Consider the following 26,456-nt stretch of genomic DNA (forward strand, 5'->3'; position numbering starts at 1 on the left):
GTAGGCAGGAGAAATGCGCCAGTATTGTATGAGATTGCGCATTAGCGCGGATAAACCTGTTTTTGATAGCGCACTGGCGTAATGCCGTAGCGATGGGTAAAGGCGCGCGTGAGATGAGATTGATCGGTTAGCCCGGTGGCGGCCGCCACATCCGCTGCGGGCATCCCGAGCGTGAGAAACGCCTTTGCCCGCCACAGACGGATCGCCATCAGCATTTGGTGCGGCGTAACGTGGAAATGGGCCTTGAACTGACGCTGAAAATGCCAGGGGCTTAATGAGGCGACCCGCGCCAGTTCGTCAAGCGTGACCGGATGCATATAGTTGTCGTGCAGATAGTCCCGCACGCGCTCAAAGCGATGCCCGCCTTCCCGCACTTCCGGCGCATGGCGCGCCAGCGGCTGGAAGGTGTCGATCAGATCGAGCAGCAGCCCTTTTTGCGCCAGCGGATCGTCGGTATGCCACAGGCCGTGGATCAGCGTGCAGATCTGGCGTGAGCGCAGCGGATCGTGGCGCGTGACCTCATGAAACCACCAGTGACGAACCCCGGTCACCTCTTCCAGCAGATCGGGATCGAGATAAATCATCCGATAGCGCCAGCCGTCGGCGGTTTCCGCTTCGCCGGTATGCAGCTCATCGGGATTCATGGTGACAACGGAGTGAACGGGAGCAACGTACTGCGTGCCGCGATAGCGAAAGCGTTCGGCGCCGGCTTCAATTGCGCCGATACCGAAGGCTTCGTGGGTGTGAGGCTCGAAAGCGTAACGCGAGATATGCGCATGATACAGCTCAACCCCCGGCACCTGCGCCAGATGGTGAAAGCGGGCGCTGTCTTTCTCATCGCTAAACTGTTCGGGTACGCCTTGCACGTTGTCTCTCCCTGAAAGCCATCTGCTCATTATCAGAGATGGCCAGCAGGGATGCCACAACAATTAACCTGTTTTTAACACTTACAGGATGCTTTTGACGCTTTCCGCCAGCGAGGTTGTCGGGCGACCGATCAGTGCGCTCAGAGTATGGCTGTCGTCAAACAGGCCGCCTTTTGCGGCGCCCGCGTCAGAATCAGCCAGCATATCCGCCAGACCCGCTGGCAGGCCCACGCCTTTCAGCGCGGCGGCGAAATCGGCTTCATTCAGGTTCTGATAGACGACCTTTTTCCCGCTCTGTTTTGCCAGTTCGGCGGCTAACTGGCTCAGCGTCCAGCCTTCGTCGCCTGCCAGTTCATACACTTTACCGGCATGGCCTTCTTCGCTGATGACGCGAGCGGCTGCGGCAGCGTAATCGGCACGGGTTGCAGAGGCGATTTTGCCTTCTCCGGCCGCGCCGATAAAGACGCCGTGCTCCAGAGCCGCTGGCGCGCTCGCCAGGTAATTTTCGGTGTACCAGCCGTTGCGCAGCAGGGCGTAAGGAATGCCTGAATCCGCCAGCATTTTTTCGGTTTCCACATGTTCAACATGCAGGCCCAGCGGGGAACGGTCTGCGTGCAGCAGGCTGGTATAGGCAATGAATTTCACGTTTGCGGCTATTGCCGCGTTAATCACGTTGCGGTGCTGAGCGGCACGTTGCCCGACTTCGCTTGATGAGATCAGCAGCAATCTGTCGATGCCCTGCAACGCTGCCGTGAACGCGGCTTCGTCGCTGTAGTCCGCCTGGCGTACGGTAACGCCCAGTCGGGTTAGCGCGTCAGCTTTCGCGGGGTTACGGACAATCGCCGCAATCTGGCTGGCAGGAACGGTTTTCAGTAAGGTATCGATAACGTGTTGGCCCAGTTGGCCGGTCGCGCCGGTAATTGCAATCATGGGGGATCTCCCTGTGTTCGTCTTGTGTTTCATTAAGCTAGCACTTAAACTTACTTTTAGTAAGTACGTACAAAAAGGTAAGTGTAAAGATGACGAACCCGACGCTTTCTCAGCAGCTTCGCGATGGCAATTTGTTTGCCGAGCAGTGTCCTTCTCGCGAGGTGTTAAAGCATGTCACCAGCCGCTGGGGCGTATTAATTCTTGTGGCGCTGCGTGATGGAACGCACCGCTTCAGCGATTTACGCCGCAAGATGGGCGGCGTGAGTGAAAAAATGCTGGCGCAGTCATTACAGGCGCTGGAGCAGGATGGATTTATTCATCGGGTGTCGTACCCGGTGGTGCCGCCGCATGTGGAGTACAGTCTGACGACGCTGGGTGAACAGGTGAGTGAGAAGGTCGCCGCGCTGGCAGACTGGATCGAACTCAATTTGCCGCAGGTGCTGGCACAGCGGAAAGAGCGAGCGGCATAACGGCTTGCCGGATGGCGCTGCGCTTATCTGGCCTACGGCATGTCGATCGCGTAGGCCGGGTAAGGCGAAGCCGCCACCCGGCGTGGTTTTACTTACTCAAATCCAGCTGATAAATCGCAAAACCGATGTCATCGGTAGCGACTTTATTCATCGGATATTGTCCCTTCTCTTTGATAAACGCGGCAGCCTTATCGGACGGCGAGGTTTCGAAGCGGATATCCAGTTTCGTGTCGCTGTGAACTGGCGCCAGACGCCAGTTGTTGTCCGCCGCCGGGTGGATTTCCCCCGCACGCTTCGACTCCGCGCCAATCCACGCCGCCAGTACGGAGCGGTTCTCATCCGGTGATGCAAAAGCGATGTGGCTGTCGCCCGTACCGGCAAATTTGCCGCCGTAGGCGCGATAGTTATTGGTCGCGACCAGGAATATAGCGTTCGGATCGACAGGCTTGCCGTTGAAGGTCAGATTTTTAATACGTTCCGCTTGCGGATTCACCGTCTGGCATTCGCCGTCGTAGCGTGCAGGCTGCGACACATCAATCTGATACTCCACGCCGTCAATCACATCAAAGTTATAGGTGCGAAAACCGTCCCAGTTGATCAATGACTGCGGTTTACTGCTGTGGACATCAATCTGATTGAACTGCCCGGCGGAACATTCCAGCCACTCTTTCACCTCTTTGCCGCTGGCTTTTACGACGACCAGCGTGTTCGGATAGAGGTAAAGATCGGCGGCGTTGCGGAAGGTAAGCTGACCTTTTTCCACTTCAACAAAGCTGGCAGGATCGTTTTTACGTCCACCGACTTTAAACGGCGCAGCGGCAGAGAGCACCGGCAGTTTCGCCAAGTCCGGGTCGCCCTGAATAAAGTGTTCGACATACGCTTTCTGCGCATTGTTCACCACCTGCACGGTAGGATCGTCCTGCACCAGCGCCAGGTAGCTGTACATGTTATCGGCGGACTTACCGATCGGTTTGCTAACGAACTCGCGGGTGGCATCGTGGTCGGCTTTCAGGATACCCACCAGTTTTTTATCTTCTGCGGCCAGCGATTTTTTCGCGGCGGTATCGTAAATGGGCCGCGCTTCGGCTTTCGCACCGGTCACCTGCCATTTGCCGCTGTCGTTGTTGAGCACCAGATCCACCACGCCCAGATGATCGCCCCACATACCCGGCATGACCGCCGGTACTCCGTTAAGCGTACCTTTTGCGATATCCGCGCCGTTGATATCGGCAAAATCTTTGGAAGGGAAGACCGCGTGCGCATGGCCGAACATGATGGCGTCAACGCCGGGGACTTCGCTCAGGTAATACACGGAGTTTTCCGCCATCGTCTGGTACGGATCGGCAGAAAGCCCGGAGTGGGCAATCACCACCACAACGTCGGCGCCGTTGGCCCGCATCTCCGGCACATACTGACGAGCGGTTTCGGTAATATCGTTGACGGTGACTTTGCCGCTCAGGTTGGCTTTATCCCAGGTCATAATCTGCGGAGGGACAAAACCGATATAGCCAATTTTCAGCGTCTGCGTGTTGCCCTCTTTATCGACCACGTTAGTCTCTTTGATCAGATAAGGCGTAAACAGCGGCTTTTTGGTCTTAACGTCGATGATATTGGCATTCACGTAAGGGAATTTCGCGCCCGCCAGCGCCTTATGCAGATAGTCCAGACCGTAGTTAAATTCATGGTTACCGAGGTTGCCGACCGCATAATCCAGCGTATTCAACGCCTTGTAGACAGGGTGAATATCACCGGCTTTCAGCCCCTTTGCCGCCATGTAATCGCCCAGTGGACTCCCCTGAATAAGATCGCCGTTATCGACCAGCACGCTATTTTTGACTTCATTTCTGGCGGCGTTAATTAAACTTGCTGTGCGTACCAGTCCGAATTTTTCGGTCGCTGTATCTTTGTAATAATCGAAATCCATCATGTTGCTATGCAAATCAGTGGTTTCCATAATCCGAAGATCGACGGTCGCCGCATTCACGCTGGCGGCGATCAGCGTGGCCAGGAGCGTTGCGCTAAACTTAATCATCAGGGGCATCCTTTTTTAGATCTGAAACACAAAAGAAAATGTATATAAGTCTTGTTGCTTACAGAACTGTGAATCATGACATGAATTCAGCCATTAAAACCGCAATCGCTATCACAGATGGCGGATTCATTTACGATGGGGTATAAGTAAAACAAAGAGTTAAACGCCACTGCCATAAACGAGGTGGAGAATGCTAGAACATGTATGCCAGCTTGCACGGAATGCGGGCGATGCCATTATGCAGGTCTACGATGGAATCAAACCGATTGAAATCACCAACAAGCAGGATGATTCTCCGGTTACTGCGGCGGATATTGCCGCCCACGCGGTGATACTGGAAGGGTTACAGGCGCTGACGCCGGATATCCCGGTTTTGTCGGAAGAAGATCCGCCCTCCTGGGATGTGCGCCAGCACTGGCAGCGCTACTGGCTGGTTGACCCGTTAGACGGCACCAAAGAGTTCATCAAACGTAACGGCGAGTTTACCGTCAATATTGCGCTGATTGATAAAGGTAAACCGGTTCTGGGCGTGGTCTACGCGCCCGTCATGAAAGTGATGTACAGCGCTGCGGAAGGAAAAGCCTGGAAAGAAGAGTGCGGCGTACGTAAACAGATTCAGGTGCGCGACGCGCGACCGCCGCTGGTGGTGATTAGCCGCTCCCATGCCGACAACGAGTTGCAAGAGTACCTGCAACAGCTGGGCGAACATCAGACGACCTCCATCGGCTCATCGCTGAAGTTTTGTCTGGTGGCGGAAGGGCAGGCGCAGTTATATCCGCGCTTTGGGCCGACCTGCGTCTGGGACACTGCCGCAGGCCATGCCGTTGCCGCTGCGGCCGGGGCGCACGTTCACAACTGGCAGGGGAAACCCCTGGACTATACCCCGCGTGAATCGTTCCTTAACCCCGGCTTCCGGGTCTCTATCTATTAATTATTCAGCAACTTATGCAGCAGGGCGATCACCTGCTGCACCTCTGCCGGGCTTAACCCGCCGTCTTTGGCATACTGAATACGCCCGTCTTTATCGAGCACCACAATGGCGGAGCTCTCTTCTTCAAGCTGCCATGCCTTACGCGCCACGCCATTGCTGTCGACAATAAATTGTGACCAAGGATAGAGTTTTTTATTGCTCTCTATGCTGCTGCGCACAAACATGCTGGTGCCCGGAATCGCGTCGTCGGTATTGACGATGGTTGTCGTCTGGTAGCGGTCATGCGGGAGATTCGCGGATTTAATCGCTTCTATCAGCGCGGCGTTTTTCTCTTTCGCTGACGTTCGCCCGGCGATGTGCTGCAACACCCGAACTTTCCCGGGGAGCTGCGCGCTATTCCAGCTTTTGTAGCTAAACTTGTTGTTATCAAGAATCAGTTCGCCGCGATCGGTGATCCCAATCGGTGATACGCGCTGATGGGTTTCAAAGTTATGCGCGGAGGCCATCATCGGCAGTAACAGGCACGACAGCGCCAGCAGTTTACGTAAGGTCATGGGGTTTCCTTCTTTATTTTTTTGCAGGTGATCCGACCACTTGGGTCTGAAGTTTAATCATATGTGCGAATGATGCTTTTTCCCGCAAGCGTGATGCCAGTTTGCGGACGGGCGCACAAATCCTGCGAAAAATGAAGACTTATACTGAAGACAGCGAATCGGTGAATAGATAATTCTGAATAACTGTAATGAAAAGGTAAATAAACTTATACACACTGGAAACATCGTAGAGATAGTCTATAGTCATATGGCATTAAAATTTGCGCCTTAGAACAGCTGGGCCGAATGTGGCACCGCAAAGGCGTAACGCTCAGCAGGAGATAACAATGAAAATTTTCCAACGGTACAACCCGCTACAGGTGGCGAAGTACGTGAAGATCCTGTTCCGTGGACGGTTATATATCAAGGACGTTGGCGCTTTTGAGTTTGATAAGGGCAAGATTCTTATCCCAAAAGTGAAGGATAAGCAGCATTTGTCTGTGATGTCCGAAGTTAACCGTCAGGTTCTGCGTCTGCAAACTGAGATGGCTTAACCAAAGTGCTATGCAGTAGTTTAAAGTAGTATAAAAAAACGGCTCCCAATGGGAGCCGTTGATGTTTCCAGGGCCTGGCATTTATGCCGGGCCTTCTTCTTTCTCTTTGCTATCCGGCAGTTTAGGGACCAGGATGCTGGTTTTAGTGTCGAGGCGCGTTACCAGTAGCTGATCGATACGGTAGTTGTCGATATCCACCACCTCAAATTTATAACCCGAGAACTTCACCGAGTCGGTGCGTTTCGGGATTTTACGCAGCATAAACATCATAAAGCCGCCGATGGTCTCGTAGTTGCCGGACTGCGGGAACTCGTCGATATCCAGCACGCGCATGACGTCGTCAATCGGCGTTCCGCCGTCGATCAGCCAGGAGTTTTCATCGCGCGCCACGATTTGTTCTTCCAGACCCTGGCCGACCAGGTCGCCCATCAGCGTGGTCATCACGTCGTTCAGCGTGATAATCCCGACCACCAGCGCGTATTCGTTCATGATCACCGCGAAGTCTTCCCCCGCCGTCTTAAAGCTTTCCAGCGCTTCAGAGAGGGTCAGGGTGTCCGGCACGATTAATGTGTTGCGGATCTGCACGCCGCTGTTAAGCGCCATACTCTGGTTTGCCAGAACGCGGTTGAGCAGATCTTTAGAATCAACGTAGCCGATGATGTGGTCGATATCTTCATTACACACCAGGAATTTTGAGTGCGGATGCTCTGCGACTTTATTTTTCAGGCTTTGCTCATCTTCATGCAGATCGAACCAGATGATGTTTTCACGCGACGTCATGGAAGACGGCACGGTACGCGATTCCAGCTCAAACACGTTTTCAATCAGCTCGTGTTCCTGCTTACGCAGCACGCCAGCAAGCGCCCCGGCTTCCACCACGGCGTAAATATCGTCCGAGGTGATATCGTCTTTACGCACCATCGGGATTTTAAACAGGCGGAAAATGCTGTTTGCCAGGCCGTTGAAGAACCACACTAAGGGGCGGAAGACGAACAGGCAGAAGCGCATCGGGTTGATGATACGCAAAGCCACGGCTTCTGGCGCAATCATACCGATGCGTTTCGGGGTTAAATCGGCGAACAGGATGAACATACCGGTAACTAACGAGAAGGAGAGCACGAAGCTTAACTGCTCGGAGAGTTCTGGCGACATATAGTTCGAGAACAACGAATGAAAGGCCGGAGAGAATGCGGCATCGCCGACGATACCGCCCAGAATGGCGACAGCGTTAAGGCCAATTTGCACCACGGTAAAAAACGTCCCGGGGTTTTCCTGCATTTTCAGGATGCGTTGCGCATTGATGTTGCCTTCATCAGCCAGCAACTTGAGTTTTATCTTTCGTGAAGCGGCAAGTGAGATCTCGGATATCGAGAAGAACGCACTCACAGCGATCAGGCAGAGTATAATTAAAATACTGTTTAACATATCTTATCCGACCGTTCAGGTCAGATCCTCGGAAGGGGAAGTTGATAAATCCGTGTGATATACACATTGAAAACCGGCCCGAAGGATGTGGGCCGGTAATTTCAGTCGCTAGTATAGCGTAAGGAACTGTAAAGCCGCCAGAGGCGCTGAATTAACCTTGCGGCGGTAAGCACACGCCGATCCCGCCAATGCCGCAATAGCCATACGGATTCTTGTGCAGATACTGCTGGTGATCGTCCTCGGCATAGTAAAACGGGGTGGCGGTGTTGATCTCGGTGGTGATGTGGCGATCGTCGTTTGCCGCAGTCATCGCGCTCTGGAAACGCGCCAGGCTGGCATGTGCGGCGGCGTTCTGCTCTGGCGTTAACGGATAAATCGCCGAGCGGTACTGCGTTCCGTGATCGTTGCCCTGCTGCATACCTTGCGCCGGATCGTGATTTTCCCAGAAGACCTGCAACAATTGTTCATAGCTGATAACCTGCGGATCGTAGACGACGCGTACCGCTTCGGCGTGGCCGGTTTGCCCGGAGCAGACTTCCCGATAGGTTGGGTTTGGCGTATAGCCGCCGGTGTATCCCGCTGCGGTGCTGTAAACGCCGGGTAATTGCCAGAACAAACGCTCGACGCCCCAGAAGCAACCCATGGCGAAGAGGGCAATTTCCATCCCTTCGGGCACGTTTGTCATTGAGTGTCCGTTTACCGCATGTAAAGTTGTCACTGGCATCGGGGTATTGCGTCCAGGTAGGGCATCTGCTTGTGAAACAAGATGCTTTTTATCAAATAAACTCATGGGCCATTCTCCCGAAATCAGTAATTGGGGTTAAGGTTGTAACGAGACGCGTCTTTGCACACAATAGTTACAGTGAATGCGTCTAGAGTAAACATAAGAAATATTTGGGTTGTCGTCTGTTTTTCAATCCCGGTTGTTGGGTTTTTGTTAAGCCGTGGAGCGGCATTGTGATTTCCTTCCAGGGGTGGGAATAAGGGATATTCAGGAGAAAACGTGCCATATATCCGTCAGTTATGCTGGGTTAGCTTACTGTGCTTAAGCGGTTCTGCCGTAGCCGCAAACGTCCGTTTACAGGTCGAGGGGTTATCGGGCGAGCTGGAAAAAAACGTTCGTGCGCAGTTGTCTACGATTCAAAGTGATGAAGTGACGCCGGACCGGCGTTTTCGCGCGCGCGTTGATGATGCCATCCGCGAAGGATTAAAAGCGCTGGGCTACTACGAGCCGACCATTGATTTTGAGCTGCGCCCGCCGCCGGAGAAGGGGCGTCAGGTCTTGCTCGCCAAAGTGACGCCAGGCGAACCGGTTCGCATCGGCGGAACAGAAGTGATTTTACGCGGCGGCGCGCGTACCGACAGGGATTATCTGGATTTGCTGAAAACGCGTCCGGCCATCGGAACCGTGCTGAATCATGGCGACTATGACGGCTTCAAAAAGTCATTAACCAGCGTGGCGCTACGTAAAGGCTATTTCGACAGTGAATTTAATAAAAGCCAGTTAGGCGTGTCGCTCGATCGTCATCAGGCGTTCTGGGACATCGATTACAACAGCGGCGAGCGCTATCGCTTTGGCCAGGTCACTTTCGAAGGTTCGCAGATTCGCGACGAGTATCTGCAAAACCTGATCCCGTTCAAAGAGGGAGATTACTACCAGTCGAAAGACCTGGCGGAACTGAACCGCCGTCTGTCGGCCACCGGCTGGTTTAACTCGGTCGTCGTGGCGCCTGAATTTGATAAAGCGCGCGAAACCAAAGTATTACCGCTGCACGGCGTCATGTCGCCACGTACTGAAAACACCATTGAAACGGGCGTCGGCTACTCTACCGACGTCGGGCCGCGTGTGAAGGCGACGTGGAAAAAACCGTGGATGAACTCCTACGGCCACAGTCTGACCACCAGCGCCAGTATCTCCGCCCCGGAGCAGCAGGTCGATTTCAGCTATAAAATGCCGCTCTTAAAGAACCCGCTGGAACAATACTATCTGGTTCAGGGAGGGATTAAGCGCACCGATCTCAACGACACCGAGGCGGACTCCTCCACGCTTGCCGTTTCCCGCTACTGGGACCTTTCCAGCGGCTGGCAGCGCGCCATCAATCTGCGCTGGAGCCTCGATCACTTTACGCAGGGTAACGTCACCAACACCACCATGCTGCTCTATCCGGGCGTGATGATCAGCCGTACCCGTTCGCGCGGCGGCCTGATGCCGACGTGGGGGGATTCCCAGCGTTACTCCATCGATTACTCAAACACCGCCTGGGGTTCGGACGTGGATTTCTCGGTATTTCAGGCGCAAAACGTCTGGATTCGCTCGCTGTATGACCGCCATCGCTTCGTGATGCGCGGCAACCTGGGCTGGATTGAGACCGGCGATTTCGACAAAGTGCCGCCGGATTTGCGTTTCTTCGCCGGTGGCGATCGCAGTATTCGCGGTTATAAATACAAATCTATCTCGCCGGAAGACAGCGACGGCAACCTGAAAGGGGCGTCGAAGCTGGTGACGGGCTCGCTGGAATACCAGTACAACGTGACCGGAAAATGGTGGGGGGCGATGTTCGTCGACAGCGGCGAAGCCGTCAGCGATATCCGTAAGAGCGACTTTAAAACCGGCGCCGGGGTTGGCGTGCGTTGGCAGTCTCCGGTCGGGCCAATCAAGCTCGATTTTGCCGTGCCGGTTGGTGACAAAGACGAACACGGTTTACAGTTTTACATCGGTCTGGGGCCTGAATTATGAGTTTATGGAAGAAAATAAGCCTCGGCGTACTGATTTTTATTCTGCTGCTGCTGGGAACCGTGGCGTTCCTGGTGGGCACCACGACGGGGCTGCATCTGGTCTTTAACGCGGCGAACCGCTGGGTGCCGGGGCTGGAGATCGGTCAGGTAACTGGCGGCTGGCGTGACCTGTCGCTGAAAAATATTCGTTACGATCAGCCCGGCGTGGCGGTGAATGCCGGTGAAATCCACCTGGCGGTGAAACTCGGCTGCCTGTGGGACAGCAGCCTGTGTGTTAACGATCTGTCGTTGAAGGACATCAACGTCGCCATCGACAGCAAAAAAATGCCGCCTTCCGAACCGGTGGAGGAAGAAGAGGACAGCGGGCCGCTGAATCTTTCCACGCCGTATCCCATCACGCTTTCGCGCGTGGCGCTCAGCAATATCAATCTCAAAATTGATGATACGACCGTCTCGGTGATGGATTTCACCTCCGGCCTTAACTGGCAGGAGAAAACCCTGACTCTGAAGCCAACTTCGCTACAGGGACTGCTAATCGCGTTGCCAAAAGTGGCGGAAGTGGCGCAGGAAGAGGTGGTTGAACCGAAGATTGACCATCCCCAACCGGATGAAAAGCCGCTTGGCGAGACGCTGAAGGATCTGTTCTCAAAGCCCGTGTTGCCGGAGATGGCCGATGTGCATCTGCCGCTCAACCTTAATATTGAGGAGTTTAAGGGCGAACAGCTGCGCGTGACGGGCGATACTGACCTGACGGTGCGCAACATGCTGCTGAAAGTCAGTAGCATCGACGGCAATATGAAACTGGATGCGCTGGATATCGACGCCAACCAGGGCACCGTCAATGCGACCGGAACGGCGCAGTTGACCAACTCGTGGCCGGTGGATATCACCCTCAACAGCACGCTGAATATCGATCCGCTGAAAGGCGAAAAGGTGAAGCTGAAGGTAGGCGGCGCGCTGCGTGAACAGCTGGAGATCGGCGTTAACCTCTCCGGGCCGGTGGATATGGATCTGCGCGCCCAGACGCGTCTCGCCGAGGCCGGGTTGCCGCTGAACGTTGAAGTGGCAAGCCGCCAGGTTTACTGGCCGTTTACCGGCGACAAGCAGTTCCAGGCCGACGATATCAAACTCAAACTTACCGGCAAGATGACCGACTACACGTTGTCGATGCGCACGGCGGTGAAGGGGCAGGACATTCCGCCCGCCACCATTACCCTGGATGCAAAAGGCAACGAACAGCAGATCAATCTCGATAAGCTCACCGTGGCGGCGCTGGAAGGGAAAACCGAGCTGAAAGCGCTGGTCGACTGGCAGCAGGCGATCAGCTGGCGCGGCGAACTGACGCTGGACGGCATCAACACGGCGAAAGAGATCCCGGACTGGCCTTCTACGCTTAATGGCCTGATCAAAACCCGGGGAAGCCTCTATGGCGGCAGCTGGCAGATGGATGTGCCTGAGCTGAAACTGACCGGTAACGTGAAGCAGAACAAGGTCAATGTTAACGGCTCTCTGAAGGGTAACAGCTACATGCAGTGGGTCATTCCGGGTCTGCATCTGGAGCTGGGACGCAATAGCGCCGATGTGAAAGGTGAACTGGGCATTAAGGATCTCAATCTCGACGCCACGATTGATGCGCCGAATCTGGATAACGCGCTGCCGGGGCTGGGCGGTACCGCCAAAGGGCTGGTGAAAGTCCGTGGTACGGTCGATGCGCCGCAGCTGCTGGCGGATATCAACGCGCGCGGATTACGCTGGCAGGAGCTGTCGGTGGCGCAGGTGCGTGTGGAAGGGGACATCAAATCCACCGACCAGATCGCCGGGAATCTTGACGTTCGCGTTGAGCGGATTACGCAGCCGGACGTCAATATCAACCTCGTCACCCTGAATGCCAAAGGCAGCGAAAAGCAGCATGAACTGCAACTGCGGATTCAGGGCGAGCCGGTCTCCGGGCAGCTTGCGCTTGCGGGCAGTTTTGACCGTAAAGAAGCGCGCTGGAAAGGCACGCTCAGCAATACGCGCTTCCAGACGCCGGTGGGGCCGTGGTCGCTGACGCGCGCCATTGCGCTGGATTACCGTAACCAGGAACAGAAAATCAGCATCGGGCCGCACTGCTGGACGAACCCGAATGCGGAGCTGTGCGTACCGCAAACGATCGATGCCGGGGCAGAAGGACGGGCGGTGGTGAATCTCAACCGTTTCGATCTGGCGATGCTGAAGCCGTTTATGCCGGACGCCACGCAGGCCAGCGGCGTCTTTAGCGGAAAAGCGGATGTCGCGTGGGACACCACCAAAGAGGGGCTGCCGCAAGGGCAGGTTACACTGTCGGGTCGTAACGTGAAGGTAACGCAACGGGTCAATGACGCGCCGTTACCGGTGGCTTTCGACACGCTGAACCTGAATGCCGATCTGCACAATAACCAGGCGCAGTTAGGCTGGATGATCCGTCTGACCAATAACGGCCAGTTCGACGGGCAGGTACAGATAACCGACCCGCAAGGGCGGCGTAATATTGGTGGTAACGTCAATATCCGCAACTTCAACCTGGCGATGGTCAACCCTGTCTTCTCGCGCGGCGAAAAAGCGGCGGGCATGTTGAACGCAAACCTGCGTCTGGGGGGCGACGTGCAAAGCCCACAGATGTTTGGTCAGCTACAGCTGAGCGGCCTGGATGTGGATGGCAACTTTATGCCGTTTGATATGCAGCCAAGCCAACTGGCGATGAATTTCAACGGTACGCGCTCAACTCTGCAAGGCGTGGTGCGCACACAGCAGGGGCAAATTAATCTGAGCGGCGACGCCGACTGGAGCCAGATAGATAACTGGCGCGCCCGCGTGGCGGCGAAAGGCAGCCGCGTGCGTATCACCGTGCCGCCGATGGTGCGGCTGGATGTTTCCCCGGATGTGGTCTTTGAGGCGACGCCGAGCCTGTTCACGCTGGATGGACGCGTGGATGTGCCGTGGGCGCGTATCGTGGTGCATGAACTGCCGGAAAGCGCGGTAGGCGTCTCCAGCGATGAAGTCATGCTCAATAACGATTTACAGCCTGAAAATCCGCAGAGCGCGTCGATTCCGATCAACAGCAACCTGATTGTCCACGTAGGGAACAACGTCCGCATGGATGCGTTTGGCCTGAAAGCGCGTCTGACCGGCGACCTGAAAGTTGCGCAGGACAAACAGGGACTGGGGCTTAACGGGCAGATCAATATTCCTGACGGGCGCTTCCATGCGTATGGGCAGGATCTGATCGTGCGTAAGGGGGAACTGCTGTTCTCTGGCCCGCCGGATCAGCCGCTGCTCAACATCGAGGCGATTCGTAATCCTGAATCGACGGAGAACGACGTTATTGCCGGGGTGCGCGTGACTGGCACCGCAGATGAGCCGAAAGCGGAAATCTTCTCTGACCCGGCGATGTCCCAGCAGGAGGCGCTGTCTTACCTGCTGCGCGGCCAGGGGCTGGAGAGCGATCAGAGCGACAGTGCGGCGATGACCTCAATGCTTGTTGGTCTGGGGGTTGCACAAAGTGGTCAGGTTGTGGGTAAAATCGGGGAGACATTTGGCGTAAGCAATCTGGCGCTGGACACGCAAGGGGTGGGCGACTCATCCCAGGTTGTGGTCAGCGGATATGTGCTGCCAGGTCTGCAAGTGAAATATGGTGTGGGTATATTTGACTCTTTGGCGACGCTCACGTTACGTTATCGCCTGATGCCTAAGCTATATCTGGAAGCAGTGTCTGGCGTAGATCAGGCACTTGATTTGCTCTATCAGTTCGAGTTTTAGCAATGCGAATATTTGTTTACGGCAGTTTACGACGCAAACAGGGCAACAGCCACTGGATGACCAACGCCCAGTTGCTGGGCGATTACAGTATCGATAACTACCAGTTGTATAGCCTGGGCCACTATCCAGGCGCAGTTCCGGGAAACGGATCGGTACACGGTGAAGTTTATCGTATTGATAACGCCACGCTGGCCGAACTTGATGCCTTGCGCACCAGGGGCGGCGAATATGCACGCCAGTTAATCCAGACACCGTACGGAAGCGCATGGATGTATGTGTACCAACGTCCGGTCGAAGGGTTAACGCTGATTGAAAGCGGTAACTGGTTAGACAGAGACCAGTGCTGATAAAAAAACACGCCACCTTCGGGTGGCGTTGTTTTATGTGGTGCCAGCTGTCGCCCTGGATTATCAGGACGTACTTATCTTTTTGTTCATTAGGCAAAATGCTTATTAACTGAAACACTAATTAGTGTGAATTATTATTCTTCTTAAAATATTATCTTGTATTATTATAGAGTAATATGATCCCGCTAGCGGAAATAGTTTTATTTCAGTCGCATTCTCGTTCTACAAAATAATTATCCAGGTAAGGATAGTAATGGATGAGTGATATTGTTTATCTTAAACTCATTGGTGAGCAACAAGGTGATATTTCTGATGGGTGTGGCACAACTGATTCAGTCGGTAATCGTTGGCAACGAAATCATGTGAATGAAATATTTGTATTTTCTTTGAGTTCGGGGGTAACGAATACAGGTAAAGGTGCGAATCTACAGAACTTAACATTCAGCAAGCAAATAGATAAAAGTTCACCGCTGTTAGCTAATGCGATTAATAACAATGAAAACCTGTTTCTGGCGTTTTGGTTTTACCGCATAAATAGATATGGTCAATGGGAGAAGTATTATTATATTCAGCTCAGAGGCGCTTCAATATCAAGGATTCAGCTTCGCATTATAAAAGACGAGATAGATACAGAAACAATATCTGTTGATTATGATTATATTCTCAGTAAACATCTGATAAGCAATACCGAGTGTAGTTATCTTGCCCTACCAGCGGAATACAATAAGCTGTTTGTTCCAACGCCGAAAGCCCAGACTCATACCCATACCCTTAACAGCGCTGGCGTAGGGCGACTGCTGGCGGCCGGGGGGATTTATAATGGTAATGTCGGGGGATTCAGGGACACCGCTGAGAAACTGGGTGGCGATGCTGTTGAGGGTTACGATCAGATTCTTAACGAGAAAACAGTCGGTGTTGCCATAACGGCAGCCTCAATTGCCGCAGTGTATGGGTTGGGGAGGGTGGGGTTAGAATCAGAGGTTCGAGCACTTGAGGAATCGAGGCGAATTGAAACCAGGACCGCTGTAAGATTTAATGATTTTAAATTTTCTACAAAGCAGTTACAGAAAAAATTTAAACATGCTATAGACTTTGGCATTTCTGGTACAACTAATAAGCAAAATCTGGTGTCGTTTGAAAATGCGGTGAGGAAACATATGGATATGGTTGATACTATTAAAATAAAGGGGAAGTATCGATGGGATTCTGATGTCTGTCACTATTTTAATCCATCAACTAATCTTAATGTAATGACAGATTTTGATGGAAATTTTATCTCAGGTTGGAAGCTGTCTGAAAGACAACGGCATGATTTACTGGCGTTAGAGAATGTGTTCTAAGGGGGATGTTATGAATTTACTCAGGTTAATAGATAAATTCCTTTCTGGAGACTTATCAGCATTAGCATTTGAGATTGAATATATGGATGCCTGGAGAAGCTACAGGGACTCCAGTGATATCATCAAAGTTGATGAAAAAACGCAATTGTATATCGATCGTGTATTTACAGCTTTAGATACTTATTGCGCTGATCCTGAGTTAAGGGATGATGGCGATCTGGATGAGAATGAACTATTGAGTGAAGTCATTCGTTTGAACAAGCAGTGGCGAGACGTCGATTGACTTATTTTTCTGGTTACAAGTTTAGACATGCAGAAACATTTTCTGGTGCAGAAAATAAAGATATTACATTTTACTGAAAGAAAAACTCGACGTTCCTGCAAACAAGGTTTGTCGATAATCTCTCTTAGGCAGTTTTACCCGGCATAAAAAAAGCCCTCGCAAATATGAGGGCTTTTGAAAAATTACGTTGAGCTCAAGCGAAAACGAACTTATTTCTTCGCTGCGCGCTCGAAGGAAGCAACGATCTCAGCTTTAGCCGCTTCAGCGTTGTCCCAGCCGTCAACTTTCACCCATTTGCCTTTTTCGAGGTCTTTGTAGTGCTCGAAGAAGTGCGTGATCTGCGCTTTCAGCAGTTCCGGCAGGTCGTTCACGTCGTTGATGTGATCGTATTCTTTGCTCAGTTTGGTGTGCGGTACGGCAACCAGCTTCGCATCTTCACCGGATTCGTCGGTCATTTTCAGAACGCCAACCGGACGGCAACGGATCACAGCACCCGGTTGCAGCGGATACGGCGTCGGAACCAGAACGTCTACCGGATCGCCATCCAGAGACAGGGTGTTATTGATGTAGCCGTAGTTGCACGGATAGAACATCGCGGTGGACATGAAGCGGTCAACGAACAGTGCGCCGCTCTCTTTGTCAACTTCGTATTTGATCGGATCTGCGTTAGCCGGGATCTCAATAACAACGTAGATATCTTCCGGCAGATCTTTACCCGCAGGGACGTTGAGTAAGCTCATGTCTGTTTCCTTTAAATATATATGGCAAACAAGTGGCGAGTATTATAGCCAACTCGCGCTGAAAGTCTCCGCTTGTTTTCGTCTTCTTTCCCCTCCGGCTGCGATTTTCAGACGGTTTACGTGACAGGAAAATCCATAACAACAGCTGCTTTTTTCATAGGCGAATGAAAGCGATTACAAAGTTGTGATTAACCTTTTATTTACTTTTTTGAAGTGTGATGTAACGCAATCCGTTACATCACCTATTGTCTATAGTTTTCCTCGCGAATGCTTTTCACCCAACAATAACCTGGGCTACGAGGACATCATTATGTGGAAGCGCTTACTTTTAGTCACAGCAGTTTCGGCAGCCATGTCGTCTATGGCAATGGCCGCCCCCTTAACCGTAGGATTTTCGCAGGTCGGCTCTGAGTCCGGCTGGCGCGCCGCCGAAACTAACGTGGCGAAGAGCGAGGCCGAAAAACGCGGCATCACGCTGAAAATTGCCGACGGTCAGCAAAAACAGGAAAACCAGATTAAAGCCGTACGCTCATTTGTCGCTCAGGGCGTGGACGCCATCTTTATTGCGCCAGTGGTCGCGACAGGCTGGGAACCGGTCTTAAAAGAAGCCAAAGATGCGGAAATTCCGGTCTTTCTGCTCGACCGCTCCATTGATGTTAAAGACAAATCGCTCTATATGACCACCGTCACCGCCGACAACGTGCTGGAAGGCAGATTGATCGGCGACTGGCTGGTAAAAGAGGTGGATGGTAAGCCGTGTAACGTTGTTGAGCTGCAAGGCACCGTCGGGGCCAGCGTGGCGATCGACCGTAAGAAAGGGTTTGCCGAAGCCATCGCCAAAGCGCCAAACATCAAAATCATCCGCTCTCAGTCTGGCGACTTTACCCGTAGTAAAGGGAAAGAGGTGATGGAGAGCTTTATCAAAGCGGAAAACAACGGCAAAAACATCTGCATGGTTTACGCCCATAACGACGACATGGTGATCGGCGCGATCCAGGCGATTAAAGAAGCGGGCCTGAAGCCAGGCAAAGATATTCTGACGGGCTCTATCGACGGCGTGCCGGATATCTATAAAGCGATGATTGATGGCGAAGCCAATGCCAGCGTTGAACTGACGCCGAACATGGCCGGGCCCGCTTTCGATGCGCTGGAGAAATACAAAAAAGACGGCACGATGCCTGAGAAGCTGACCATCACCAAATCGACGCTGTACCTGCCTGACACCGCAAAAGAAGAGTTAGAGAAGAAGAAAAACATGGGCTACTGATTTTGCTGTTGGTCTTCTGTAGGCCGGATAAGGCGTTACGCCGCCATCCGGCATTTATTGCCTGATGGCGCTGCGCTTATCGGGCCTACGGAAAGGCCGCGCTTTCGAACCGGAGGAATGCCATGACCATCGACCAAAATCAGGAAATCCTCCGTACCGAGGGACTCAGTAAATTCTTTCCCGGCGTTAAGGCGCTGGATAACGTCGATTTTAGCCTGCGCCGGGGCGAAATCATGGCGCTGCTCGGGGAAAACGGGGCGGGAAAATCAACGCTGATTAAAGCATTAACCGGCGTATACCATGCCGATCGCGGCACAATCTGGCTGGAAGGTCAGGCGATTTCACCGAAGAATACCGCGCATGCCCAGCAACTGGGGATCGGAACCGTCTACCAGGAGGTTAACCTTCTGCCCAATATGTCGGTGGCGGATAACCTGTTTATCGGTCGTGAGCCCCGGCGTTTTGGCCTGCTGCGGCGCAAAGAAATGGAGAAACGCGCTACAGAATTGATGGCCTCTTACGGCTTTTCGCTGGATGTGCGTGAGCCGCTCAACCGCTTTTCCGTTGCAATGCAGCAGATTGTCGCTATCTGCCGGGCCATCGATCTCTCCGCGAAAGTCCTGATCCTCGACGAACCCACCGCCAGCCTCGACACCCAGGAAGTTGAGATGCTGTTTGGCCTGATGCGCCATCTGCGCGATCGCGGCGTCAGCCTGATCTTTGTTACGCACTTTCTCGATCAGGTTTATCAGGTGAGCGATCGGATCACCGTGTTACGCAACGGCAGCTTTGTCGGCTGCCGCGAAACCCGTGAGCTTCCACAGATCGAACTGGTGAAAATGATGCTGGGGCGCGAACTGGAGACCCATGCGCTACAGCGGGCGGGGCGCACCTTGCTGAGCGATAAACCGGTGGCTGCCTTTAAAGATTACGGCAGGAAAGGCACCATCTCGCCGTTCAGCCTGGAAGTCCGCCCCGGCGAGATCGTCGGTCTGGCAGGGCTGTTGGGATCGGGGCGTACCGAAACCGCAGAGGTGATCTTCGGCATTAAACCGGCCGACAGCGGCAGTGCGATGATCAAAGGTAAACCGCAAACCCTGCGATCGCCGCATCAGGCTTCATGCCTTGGGATCGGCTTTTGCCCGGAAGACAGGAAAACGGACGGCATTATTGCCGCCGCATCGGTACGGGAAAATATCATTCTGGCGCTACAGGCGCAGCGAGGCTGGCTGCGGCCGATTTCCCGCAGAGAACAGCAGGAGATTGCCGAGCGTTTTATCCGCCAGTTGGGCATTCGTACCCCCAGTGCGGAGCAGCCGATTGAATTTCTCTCCGGCGGCAATCAGCAAAAAGTGTTGCTGTCGCGCTGGTTGCTGACCAAACCGCAGTTCCTGATCCTGGATGAGCCGACACGCGGTATCGACGTTGGGGCGCATGCGGAGATCATCCGCCTGATCGAAACGCTGTGTGCGGACGGACTGGCGCTGCTGGTCATCTCCTCTGAACTGGAGGAACTGGTGGGCTATGCCGATCGGGTGATCATCATGCGCGATCGTAAACAGGTGGCGGAGATCCCGCTGGCGGAACTGTCCGTTCCGGCGATCATGAACGCCATTGCGGCGTAAGGAGAATAGTGTGATGCCTCAGTCTCTCCCGCAAACCACACCGCCGAAGCGACGTTTTCGCTGGCCGACAGGTATGCCGCAGATCGTGGCATTGCTGCTGGTGCTGTTGGTGGACAGCCTGGTGGCACCGCATTTCTGGCAGGTGATTTTGCAGGATGGTCGCCTGTTCGGCAGCCCGATTGACATTCTTAACCGCGCGGCTCCCGTTGCGCTGCTGGCGATTGGGATGACGCTGGTGATCGCCACTGGCGGTATCGATCTCTCCGTCGGGGCGGTAATGGCGATTGCCGGGGCGACCACTGCCGCCATGACGGTGGCCGGGCACAGCTTACCGGTGGTGCTGCTCGCGGCGCTGGGAACAGGCGTACTGGCGGGCTTGTGGAATGGCATTCTGGTGGCGATCCTTAAAATTCAGCCGTTTGTCGCCACGCTCATTCTGATGGTGGCCGGACGTGGCGTGGCGCAACTCATCACCTCCGGGCAGATCGTCACCTTTAACTCACCCAACTTATCGTGGTTCGGCAGCGGTTCGCTGTTGCTGTTTCCGACGCCCGTGATTATCGCGCTGCTTACCCTGATGGTGTTCTGGCTGCTGACCCGTAAAACGGCGCTGGGGATGTTCATTGAAGCGGTGGGAATCAACATTCGGGCGGCGAAAAATGCCGGGGTGAACACCCGCATTATCGTCATGCTCACCTATGTTCTGAGCGGCCTGTGCGCGGCGATTGCGGGCATCATCATCACGGCGGATATTCGCGGCGCGGACGCCAACAACGCCGGACTCTGGCTGGAGCTGGACGCTATTCTGGCCGTGGTTATTGGCGGCGGCTCGCTGATGGGCGGGCGCTTTAACCTGCTGCTGTCGGTCGTGGGCGCATTGATTATCCAGGGGATGAATACCGGCATCCTGCTGTCAGGCTTTCCGCCGGAGATGAACCAGGTCGTCAAAGCCATCGTGGTGTTATGCGTGCTGATTGTGCAGTCGCAGCGCTTTATCAGTCTGATAAAAGGAGTGCGTGGTCGTGATAAAACGTAACTTACCGTTGATGATCACCCTCGGGGTTTTTGTGCTGGGCTACCTCTATTGCCTGACGCAGTTCCCCGGTTTCGCCTCAACCCGGGTTATCTGCAATATCCTGACCGATAACGCTTTCCTCGGGATTATCGCGGTCGGCATGACCTTCGTGATCCTCTCCGGTGGCATCGATCTGTCCGTGGGATCGGTGATCGCGTTTACCGGCGTTTTTCTGGCGAAGGCCATTGGCTACTGGGGGATCTCGCCGCTGCTGGCCTTCCCGCTGGTACTGGCGATGGGCTGTGCGTTCGGGGCATTTATGGGGCTGCTGATTGATGCGCTGAAGATTCCGGCGTTTATCATTACGCTGGCGGGGATGTTCTTCCTGCGTGGCGTCAGTTATCTGGTGTCTGAGGAGTCGATCCCGATTAACCACCCGATTTACGATACGCTCTCCAGCCTGGCGTGGAAAATCCCCGGCGGCGGGCGTCTGAGCGCAATGGGGCTGCTGATGCTGGCGGTGGTGGTGATCGGTATTTTCCTCGCCCACCGTACGCGGTTTGGTAATCAGGTTTACGCCATTGGCGGAAATGCGGCGTCGGCGAACCTGATGGGGATTTCGACGCGCAGCACCACCATCCGTATTTATATGCTCTCCACCGGGCTTGCGACGCTGGCGGGTATTGTTTTCTCCATTTATACCCAGGCCGGTTATGCGCTGGCGGGCGTTGGCGTTGAGCTGGATGCCATCGCATCGGTGGTGATTGGCGGTACGTTGCTGAGCGGGGGCGTGGGGACGGTGTTAGGTACGCTGTTCGGCGTGGCGATCCAGGGGCTGATCCAGACCTATATTAACTTCGATGGCACGCTGAGTTCCTGGTGGACGAAGATCGCTATCGGGATTTTGTTGTTTATTTTTATTGTCTTGCAGCGTGGTCTGACGGTGCTGTGGGAGAATCGCCAGAGCTCTCCGGTTACGCGTGTCAACACAGCCGCAACACCGAAGTAACATATTGAATTTCCTGAAACGTATAAACTTTTTCCGGTTGTAGTCGATAGATTCTATATCCCTACAACCGGAAAGATAACGATGCCAAAATCCCTCTCTATTCGTACAAGTTTACTGGTTTTACTGTCTTTACTTACCCTGCTCCTGTTGCTGACGGGCGGTATGGGGCTCTACGCCTCCACCCGTATTATCACTTCCTGGGTCTATTATGGGGTGATGACGGGGGCGACGCTGGCCGCCATCGGCCTGCTGGCGCTGGTATGGCTGATGTTGCGTAATAAGCTCCTGAAACCTCTTGATAATGTTGTTGAGCAACTGGAGCGTCTGGCGACAGGGGATTTATCGCCGACGGTAAGCCATTTTGCCAGTTCTGAATTTAACCGTCTGAATACCGCCCTTGAAGAGATGCGTGCGGCGCTGAGTGAATCCGTGGTACGCGTTCGTGACGCCAGCACGCAAATTGATACCGGTAGCCGTGAACTGACGGCGGGCAACCTGCATCTGGCGCAACGCACGGAGTCTACGGCCACCTCGCTGGAACAGACAGCCGCCAGCATGGAAGAGCTGACTGCGACGGTGAAACTGAACGCTGAAAATGCCGATCAGGCGCACCAACTGGCGAAATCAGTCTCGGACACCGCTGATCGCGGCAGCGAGATGGTGTGCTATGTCATTGAGAAAATGCGTGATATTTCCGGCAGCTCTGACCGTATCGCCGATATTCTCGGCGTAATTGACGGCATCGCTTTCCAGACCAACATTCTGGCGCTGAATGCCTCCGTTGAAGCGGCGCGCGCCGGTGAACAAGGGCGCGGTTTTGCGGTGGTTGCCGGTGAGGTGCGTAATCTCGCCAGCCGCAGCGCCGATGCCGCGAAAGAGATCCGCGCGCTCATCAGCGACTCGCAAACGCATGTCGGAGAGGGCAGCGATCTGGCGATGCAGGCCGGTGAAACGATGGATGAGATTGCGACAGAAGTGATGCGCATGACCAAACTGATGCGTGAGATTGCCAGTGCTTCTCAGGAACAGAGCCGGGGCATTGAGCAGGTGAATATCGCGGTCAGTCAGATGGATGAAACCGCACAGCAGAATGCGGCGCTGGTACAGCAATCTTCCGCAGCTACCCGTTCGCTGGAAGAGCAGTCTCATGCGCTGCTGGAGGCGATGGCCGTATTTAAGCTACAGGCAGCGTAACCGAACGTAGGCCGGATAAGGCGAAGCCGCCATCAGGCAATAAATTGCCGGATGGCAACGCTGCGCGTTTTATCCGGCCTACATCCGTGCGATTAATGATAATTATGCGTCCGGGAACTCGCGGATGAAGCGTTCTACGTCTTCCACCATATGATCGGTGCCGACGAAGAACGGACGGCGCTGGTGCAGACTTTCCGGCGTAATATCCAGAATGCGCTCTTTACCGTCGCTCGCTTTGCCGCCCGCCTGCTCAGCCAGGAAGGCCATCGGGTTGCATTCGTACAGCAGACGCAGTTTCCCTTCCGGGTGGCTGGCGGTGCTCGGGTAGAGGTAGATCCCGCCTTTCAGCAGGTTGCGGTGGAAATCCGCCACCAGGGAGCCAATATAGCGCGAGGTGTACGGGCGATTCGTGGACTTGTCCTCTTCCTGGCAGAACTTAATGTACTTCTTCACGCCATTCGGGAATTTGATGTAGTTGCCTTCGTTAATGGAGTAGGTGTTGCCCTTCTCCGGGAAGCGCATACGCTCCTGGCACAGACAGAAAACGCCCAGCGACGGATCGTAGGTGAAGGCGTGTACGCCGCAGCCGGTGGTGTAAACCAGCATGGTTGAAGAGCCGTAGACCACATAACCCGCAGCCACCTGCTTGTTGCCCGGTTGCAGGAAATCTTCTTCCGTCACCGGCGTGCCGACAGGCGTTACGCGGCGGTAGATAGAGAAAATAGTACCGACAGAGACGTTAACATCGATGTTGGACGAGCCATCCAGTGGGTCCATCAGCACCACGTATTTCGCGTGTTCGCAGCCTTCAAAGACGACAATTTCATCTTCTTCTTCAGAAGCGATGCCCGCCACAATATCGCGCGCCTTCAGTGCAGCTTTCAGTTTTTCGTTCGCGAACAGGTCGAGTTTCTGCTGAACCTCGCCCTGCACGTTCTCAGCACCGCTGGCACCCAGGATATCGACCAGACCGGCCTTGTTGATATCGCGGTGGATGATCTTGGCGCCCAGCTTTATTGCCGACAACAAAGCAGTGAGTTCACCGGTAGCATGAGAGAACTCGTGCTGCTTTTCGACAATAAATTCACCTAACGTTTTCATAACACTTTCCCTGCAATTGATATGGAGTAAAGCGACCGTAACAATCTTAACAAATATTTCAGCGGCCGCGCTCAGGTGAATCGCGCCAGCAAAGTACGGAATATCCTGAAATGCGTTTCTCACTTGCCTGACATGTGCGTAAAATGGCCCCCAGATTAAAAAAGGGTAGTGACGTATGCGCATTCATATTTTGGGAATTTGTGGCACTTTCATGGGCGGTCTGGCGATGCTGGCGCGCTCGCTCGGTCATGAAGTAACGGGTTCGGACGCCAATGTGTATCCGCCGATGAGCACCCTGCTTGAGAAGCAGGGCATTGATTTAATTCAGGGTTACGACGCCAGCCAGCTCGACCCACAGCCAGACCTGGTGATCATCGGCAACGCCATGACCCGTGGAAATCCGTGTGTTGAAGCGGTGCTGGAAAAGAACATTCCGTATATGTCCGGCCCGCAGTGGCTGCATGACTTTGTTCTGCGCGATCGCTGGGTGCTGGCCGTAGCCGGTACGCACGGTAAAACCACCACGGCAGGCATGGCGACCTGGATTCTGGAAGCCTGCGGTTATCAGCCGGGCTTCGTGATTGGCGGCGTTCCGGGCAATTTCGACGTTTCTGCCCGTCTGGGTGAAAGTCACTTCTTCGTCATTGAGGCGGATGAGTACGACTGCGCGTTCTTCGATAAGCGTTCCAAGTTTGTGCATTACTGCCCGCGTACGCTGATCCTCAACAACCTTGAGTTCGACCATGCGGACATCTTTGACGATCTGAAAGCGATTCAGAAGCAGTTCCACCACCTGGTGCGCATCGTGCCGGGGCAAGGGCGCATTATTTTCCCGGAACACGACATCAACCTGAAGCAGACGATCGCGATGGGCTGCTGGAGCGAGCAGGAGCTGGTGGGCGAGCAGGGGCACTGGCAGGCGAAGAAACTGAACGCGGATGCATCCGTTTGGGAAGTGTGGCTGGACGGTGAAAAAGCCGGTGAAGTGAAGTGGTCGCTGGTCGGTGAACACAATATGAATAACGGGCTGATGGCGATTGCCGCCGCTCGTCATGTTGGCGTGACGCCTGCGGATGCGGCTAACGCGTTGGGATCGTTCATCAACGCCCGTCGTCGTCTGGAGCTGCGCGGTGAAGCCACCGGTGTGACGGTGTATGACGATTTCGCTCACCACCCGACGGCGATCCTGGCGACGCTTGCGGCGTTGCGCAGTAAAGTGGGCGGTACGGCGCGTATTCTTGCGGTGCTGGAACCGCGCTCCAACACCATGAAGATGGGGCTTTGCAAAGACGATCTGGCTCCGTCGTTAGGGCGTGCGGATGAAGTGTTCTTGTTGCAACCGCAGCATATTCCGTGGCAGGTGGCGGAAGTCGCGGATGCCTGTGTTCAGCCTGCGCACTGGAGCGGAGATGTGGACGCGCTGGCCGATATGGTGGTGAAAACCGCGCAGCCTGGCGATCATATTCTGGTGATGAGCAACGGCGGGTTCGGCGGCATCCATCAAAAACTGTTGGATGGCCTGGCGAAAAAGGCAGAGGCGGCGGAGTAATCATATGCCCGGTGGCGCTGCGCTTACCGGGCCTACAATCTGTAGGCCCGGTAAGACGCGTTGCGTCGCCATCCGGCAATACCAAATGCACCAGGCTGTAGGCCGGATAAGACGCATTGCGTCGCCATCCGGCACACTTAACTTACGTACGCATTACTCTTCGTTTTCCGCCAGCTCACGCAGATACTGGAAGATCTGCCGCGCCGACTTCGGCGGCTTATTGCCTTCTTTCTCTTTCTTCGCGTTGCGGATCAGCGAGCGAAGCTGCTGACGGTCGGCATTCGGCCACAGGCTCAGCACTTCTTCCACCGCATCATCACCTTCAACGATCAGGCGATCGCGCAGTTGCTCAAGCTTATGGAACAGCACCACCTGCTGGTTGTGGCGGTTTTTCAGCTTATCCAGCGCCTGACGAATAGGTTCAACGTCGCGTTGACGCAGCATCTTACCGATCAGCTGCAACTGACGGCGGCGGCCTTCCATCTTAATACGCTGGGCCAGCTCAATGGCGGCGCGCAGATCCGCATCAAGCGGGATCTTATCCAGCGCGTTTTTCCCCAGATCCACAATTTCCGCGCCCAGGCGTTTTAACTCCTCGGCATCGCGTTTAATTTCACTTTTGCTGACCCAGATAATTTCATCGTCTTCGTCTTCGATGTCATCACCGGGAACGTCGTCGAGCCAGTCTTCGGGCTGCTTTGTCATGTCAGGCTCCTTAAAAAAAGAGGCTAA

At 54.2% G+C, this 26,456-nt stretch carries 23 protein-coding genes; 14 read left to right on the forward strand and 9 right to left on the reverse strand.

Translation table 11 applies throughout. The features are described from left to right. Window positions 1-41: 41 nt before the first annotated feature. Window positions 42-866 carry an AraC family transcriptional regulator gene (locus tag OGX84_RS03810; RefSeq protein WP_286457390.1) on the reverse strand — a complete coding sequence of 275 codons (825 nt, stop codon included), beginning with the start codon at window positions 864-866 and terminating at the stop codon, window positions 42-44. An 81-nt stretch (window positions 867-947) separates the two neighbouring features. Continuing rightward, window positions 948-1,796 carry an SDR family oxidoreductase gene (locus OGX84_RS03815; protein ID WP_058668468.1) on the reverse strand — a complete coding sequence of 283 codons (849 nt, stop codon included), beginning with the start codon at window positions 1,794-1,796 and terminating at the stop codon, window positions 948-950. A gap of 89 nt (window positions 1,797-1,885) precedes the next feature. Between OGX84_RS03815 and OGX84_RS03820 the strand changes: the two genes are divergently transcribed. Further along, a complete protein-coding gene (locus OGX84_RS03820) occupies window positions 1,886-2,266 on the forward strand; it encodes a winged helix-turn-helix transcriptional regulator (RefSeq protein WP_012134394.1) in 381 nt (126 codons plus the stop codon). A gap of 88 nt (window positions 2,267-2,354) precedes the next feature. Here OGX84_RS03820 and OGX84_RS03825 read toward each other — a convergent pair whose 3' ends face one another. Next, entirely contained in the window at window positions 2,355-4,298 is a 1,944-nt protein-coding gene (locus OGX84_RS03825; protein ID WP_286457392.1) for a bifunctional 2',3'-cyclic-nucleotide 2'-phosphodiesterase/3'-nucleotidase, read from the reverse strand. A 190-nt stretch (window positions 4,299-4,488) separates the two neighbouring features. Here OGX84_RS03825 and cysQ point away from each other — a divergent pair, with 190 nt between their 5' ends. After that, window positions 4,489-5,229 carry a 3'(2'),5'-bisphosphate nucleotidase CysQ gene (gene cysQ / locus OGX84_RS03830; RefSeq protein WP_049010955.1) on the forward strand — a complete coding sequence of 247 codons (741 nt, stop codon included), beginning with the start codon at window positions 4,489-4,491 and terminating at the stop codon, window positions 5,227-5,229. On the opposite strand, the gene OGX84_RS03835 is transcribed toward cysQ, so the two are convergent. Then, a complete protein-coding gene (locus tag OGX84_RS03835; protein ID WP_049010956.1) occupies window positions 5,226-5,783 on the reverse strand; it encodes a YtfJ family protein in 558 nt (185 codons plus the stop codon). The genes cysQ and OGX84_RS03835 overlap by 4 nt on opposite strands. 326 nt (window positions 5,784-6,109) lie before the next feature. On the opposite strand from OGX84_RS03835, the gene OGX84_RS03840 reads away from it, so the two are divergent. Further along, on the forward strand, window positions 6,110-6,316 hold the full coding sequence (locus tag OGX84_RS03840; protein ID WP_004857160.1) for a DUF1107 domain-containing protein: 207 nt from the start codon (window positions 6,110-6,112) through the stop codon (window positions 6,314-6,316). An 81-nt stretch (window positions 6,317-6,397) separates the two neighbouring features. Here the strand turns inward: OGX84_RS03840 and paeA are convergent, their stop codons facing one another. Together paeA and msrA are read right to left on the reverse strand one after the other, a co-directional pair. Continuing rightward, entirely contained in the window at window positions 6,398-7,741 is a 1,344-nt protein-coding gene (paeA, locus tag OGX84_RS03845) for a polyamine export protein PaeA (RefSeq protein ID WP_012134390.1), read from the reverse strand. 151 nt (window positions 7,742-7,892) lie between these two features. Next, a complete protein-coding gene (gene msrA / locus OGX84_RS03850) occupies window positions 7,893-8,531 on the reverse strand; it encodes a peptide-methionine (S)-S-oxide reductase MsrA (protein WP_286457394.1) in 639 nt (212 codons plus the stop codon). 213 nt (window positions 8,532-8,744) lie between these two features. Here msrA and tamA point away from each other — a divergent pair, with 213 nt between their 5' ends. From tamA to OGX84_RS03875, 5 genes are all read left to right on the forward strand, one after another. Further along, the gene (gene tamA, locus OGX84_RS03855; protein WP_012134388.1) at window positions 8,745-10,478 is read left to right on the forward strand and encodes an autotransporter assembly complex protein TamA; all 1,734 of its coding nucleotides are present in this window, start codon (window positions 8,745-8,747) and stop codon (window positions 10,476-10,478) included. Continuing rightward, window positions 10,475-14,254, forward strand: coding sequence for an autotransporter assembly complex protein TamB (gene tamB, locus OGX84_RS03860; RefSeq protein ID WP_286457396.1), 3,780 nt, complete (start codon window positions 10,475-10,477; stop codon window positions 14,252-14,254). The genes tamA and tamB overlap by 4 nt, the downstream gene beginning before the upstream one ends. 2 nt (window positions 14,255-14,256) lie before the next feature. Continuing rightward, window positions 14,257-14,601 carry a gamma-glutamylcyclotransferase family protein gene (locus OGX84_RS03865; RefSeq protein ID WP_012134386.1) on the forward strand — a complete coding sequence of 115 codons (345 nt, stop codon included), beginning with the start codon at window positions 14,257-14,259 and terminating at the stop codon, window positions 14,599-14,601. 257 nt (window positions 14,602-14,858) lie between these two features. Continuing rightward, window positions 14,859-15,941, forward strand: a complete 1,083-nt coding sequence (gene tssD, locus OGX84_RS03870; protein ID WP_275166080.1) for a type VI secretion system tube protein TssD — start codon at window positions 14,859-14,861, stop codon at window positions 15,939-15,941. Between the two features lie 10 nt (window positions 15,942-15,951). Beyond that, the gene (locus tag OGX84_RS03875) at window positions 15,952-16,224 is read left to right on the forward strand and encodes a colicin immunity domain-containing protein (protein ID WP_181899698.1); all 273 of its coding nucleotides are present in this window, start codon (window positions 15,952-15,954) and stop codon (window positions 16,222-16,224) included. 209 nt (window positions 16,225-16,433) lie between these two features. On the opposite strand, the gene ppa is transcribed toward OGX84_RS03875, so the two are convergent. Then, window positions 16,434-16,964: an inorganic diphosphatase gene (ppa, locus tag OGX84_RS03880; RefSeq protein WP_012134382.1), complete on the reverse strand. Its 531-nt coding sequence runs from the start codon at window positions 16,962-16,964 to the stop codon at window positions 16,434-16,436. Between the two features lie 310 nt (window positions 16,965-17,274). On the opposite strand from ppa, the gene ytfQ reads away from it, so the two are divergent. The 5 genes from ytfQ to OGX84_RS03905 all read left to right on the forward strand — a co-directional run bounded on the left by ytfQ (window position 17,275) and on the right by OGX84_RS03905 (window position 23,074). Next, window positions 17,275-18,231 carry a galactofuranose ABC transporter substrate-binding protein YtfQ gene (ytfQ, locus tag OGX84_RS03885; protein ID WP_012134381.1) on the forward strand — a complete coding sequence of 319 codons (957 nt, stop codon included), beginning with the start codon at window positions 17,275-17,277 and terminating at the stop codon, window positions 18,229-18,231. Between the two features lie 122 nt (window positions 18,232-18,353). Then, a complete protein-coding gene (gene ytfR / locus OGX84_RS03890; protein ID WP_058668471.1) occupies window positions 18,354-19,856 on the forward strand; it encodes a galactofuranose ABC transporter, ATP-binding protein YtfR in 1,503 nt (500 codons plus the stop codon). 13 nt (window positions 19,857-19,869) lie between these two features. Further along, a complete protein-coding gene (gene ytfT / locus OGX84_RS03895; protein ID WP_198447272.1) occupies window positions 19,870-20,892 on the forward strand; it encodes a galactofuranose ABC transporter, ATP-binding protein YtfT in 1,023 nt (340 codons plus the stop codon). Beyond that, window positions 20,879-21,880 carry a galactofuranose ABC transporter, permease protein YjfF gene (gene yjfF, locus OGX84_RS03900; RefSeq protein ID WP_286457399.1) on the forward strand — a complete coding sequence of 334 codons (1,002 nt, stop codon included), beginning with the start codon at window positions 20,879-20,881 and terminating at the stop codon, window positions 21,878-21,880. The genes ytfT and yjfF overlap by 14 nt, the downstream gene beginning before the upstream one ends. Window positions 21,881-21,961: 81 nt before the next feature. Further along, the gene (locus OGX84_RS03905; protein WP_012134377.1) at window positions 21,962-23,074 is read left to right on the forward strand and encodes a methyl-accepting chemotaxis protein; all 1,113 of its coding nucleotides are present in this window, start codon (window positions 21,962-21,964) and stop codon (window positions 23,072-23,074) included. Between the two features lie 102 nt (window positions 23,075-23,176). On the opposite strand, the gene fbp is transcribed toward OGX84_RS03905, so the two are convergent. After that, window positions 23,177-24,175: a class 1 fructose-bisphosphatase gene (gene fbp, locus OGX84_RS03910; RefSeq protein ID WP_024130778.1), complete on the reverse strand. Its 999-nt coding sequence runs from the start codon at window positions 24,173-24,175 to the stop codon at window positions 23,177-23,179. A 175-nt stretch (window positions 24,176-24,350) separates the two neighbouring features. Here fbp and mpl point away from each other — a divergent pair, with 175 nt between their 5' ends. Continuing rightward, window positions 24,351-25,724 carry a UDP-N-acetylmuramate:L-alanyl-gamma-D-glutamyl-meso-diaminopimelate ligase gene (gene mpl, locus OGX84_RS03915; protein ID WP_286457402.1) on the forward strand — a complete coding sequence of 458 codons (1,374 nt, stop codon included), beginning with the start codon at window positions 24,351-24,353 and terminating at the stop codon, window positions 25,722-25,724. A 153-nt stretch (window positions 25,725-25,877) separates the two neighbouring features. On the opposite strand, the gene yjgA is transcribed toward mpl, so the two are convergent. Further along, entirely contained in the window at window positions 25,878-26,429 is a 552-nt protein-coding gene (gene yjgA / locus OGX84_RS03920; RefSeq protein WP_012134373.1) for a ribosome biogenesis factor YjgA, read from the reverse strand. Window positions 26,430-26,456: the final 27 nt, after the last annotated feature.

The sequence above is a fragment of the Citrobacter sp. CK202 genome (assembly GCF_030333225.1).
GTDB lineage: Bacteria > Pseudomonadota > Gammaproteobacteria > Enterobacterales > Enterobacteriaceae > Citrobacter_B > Citrobacter_B koseri.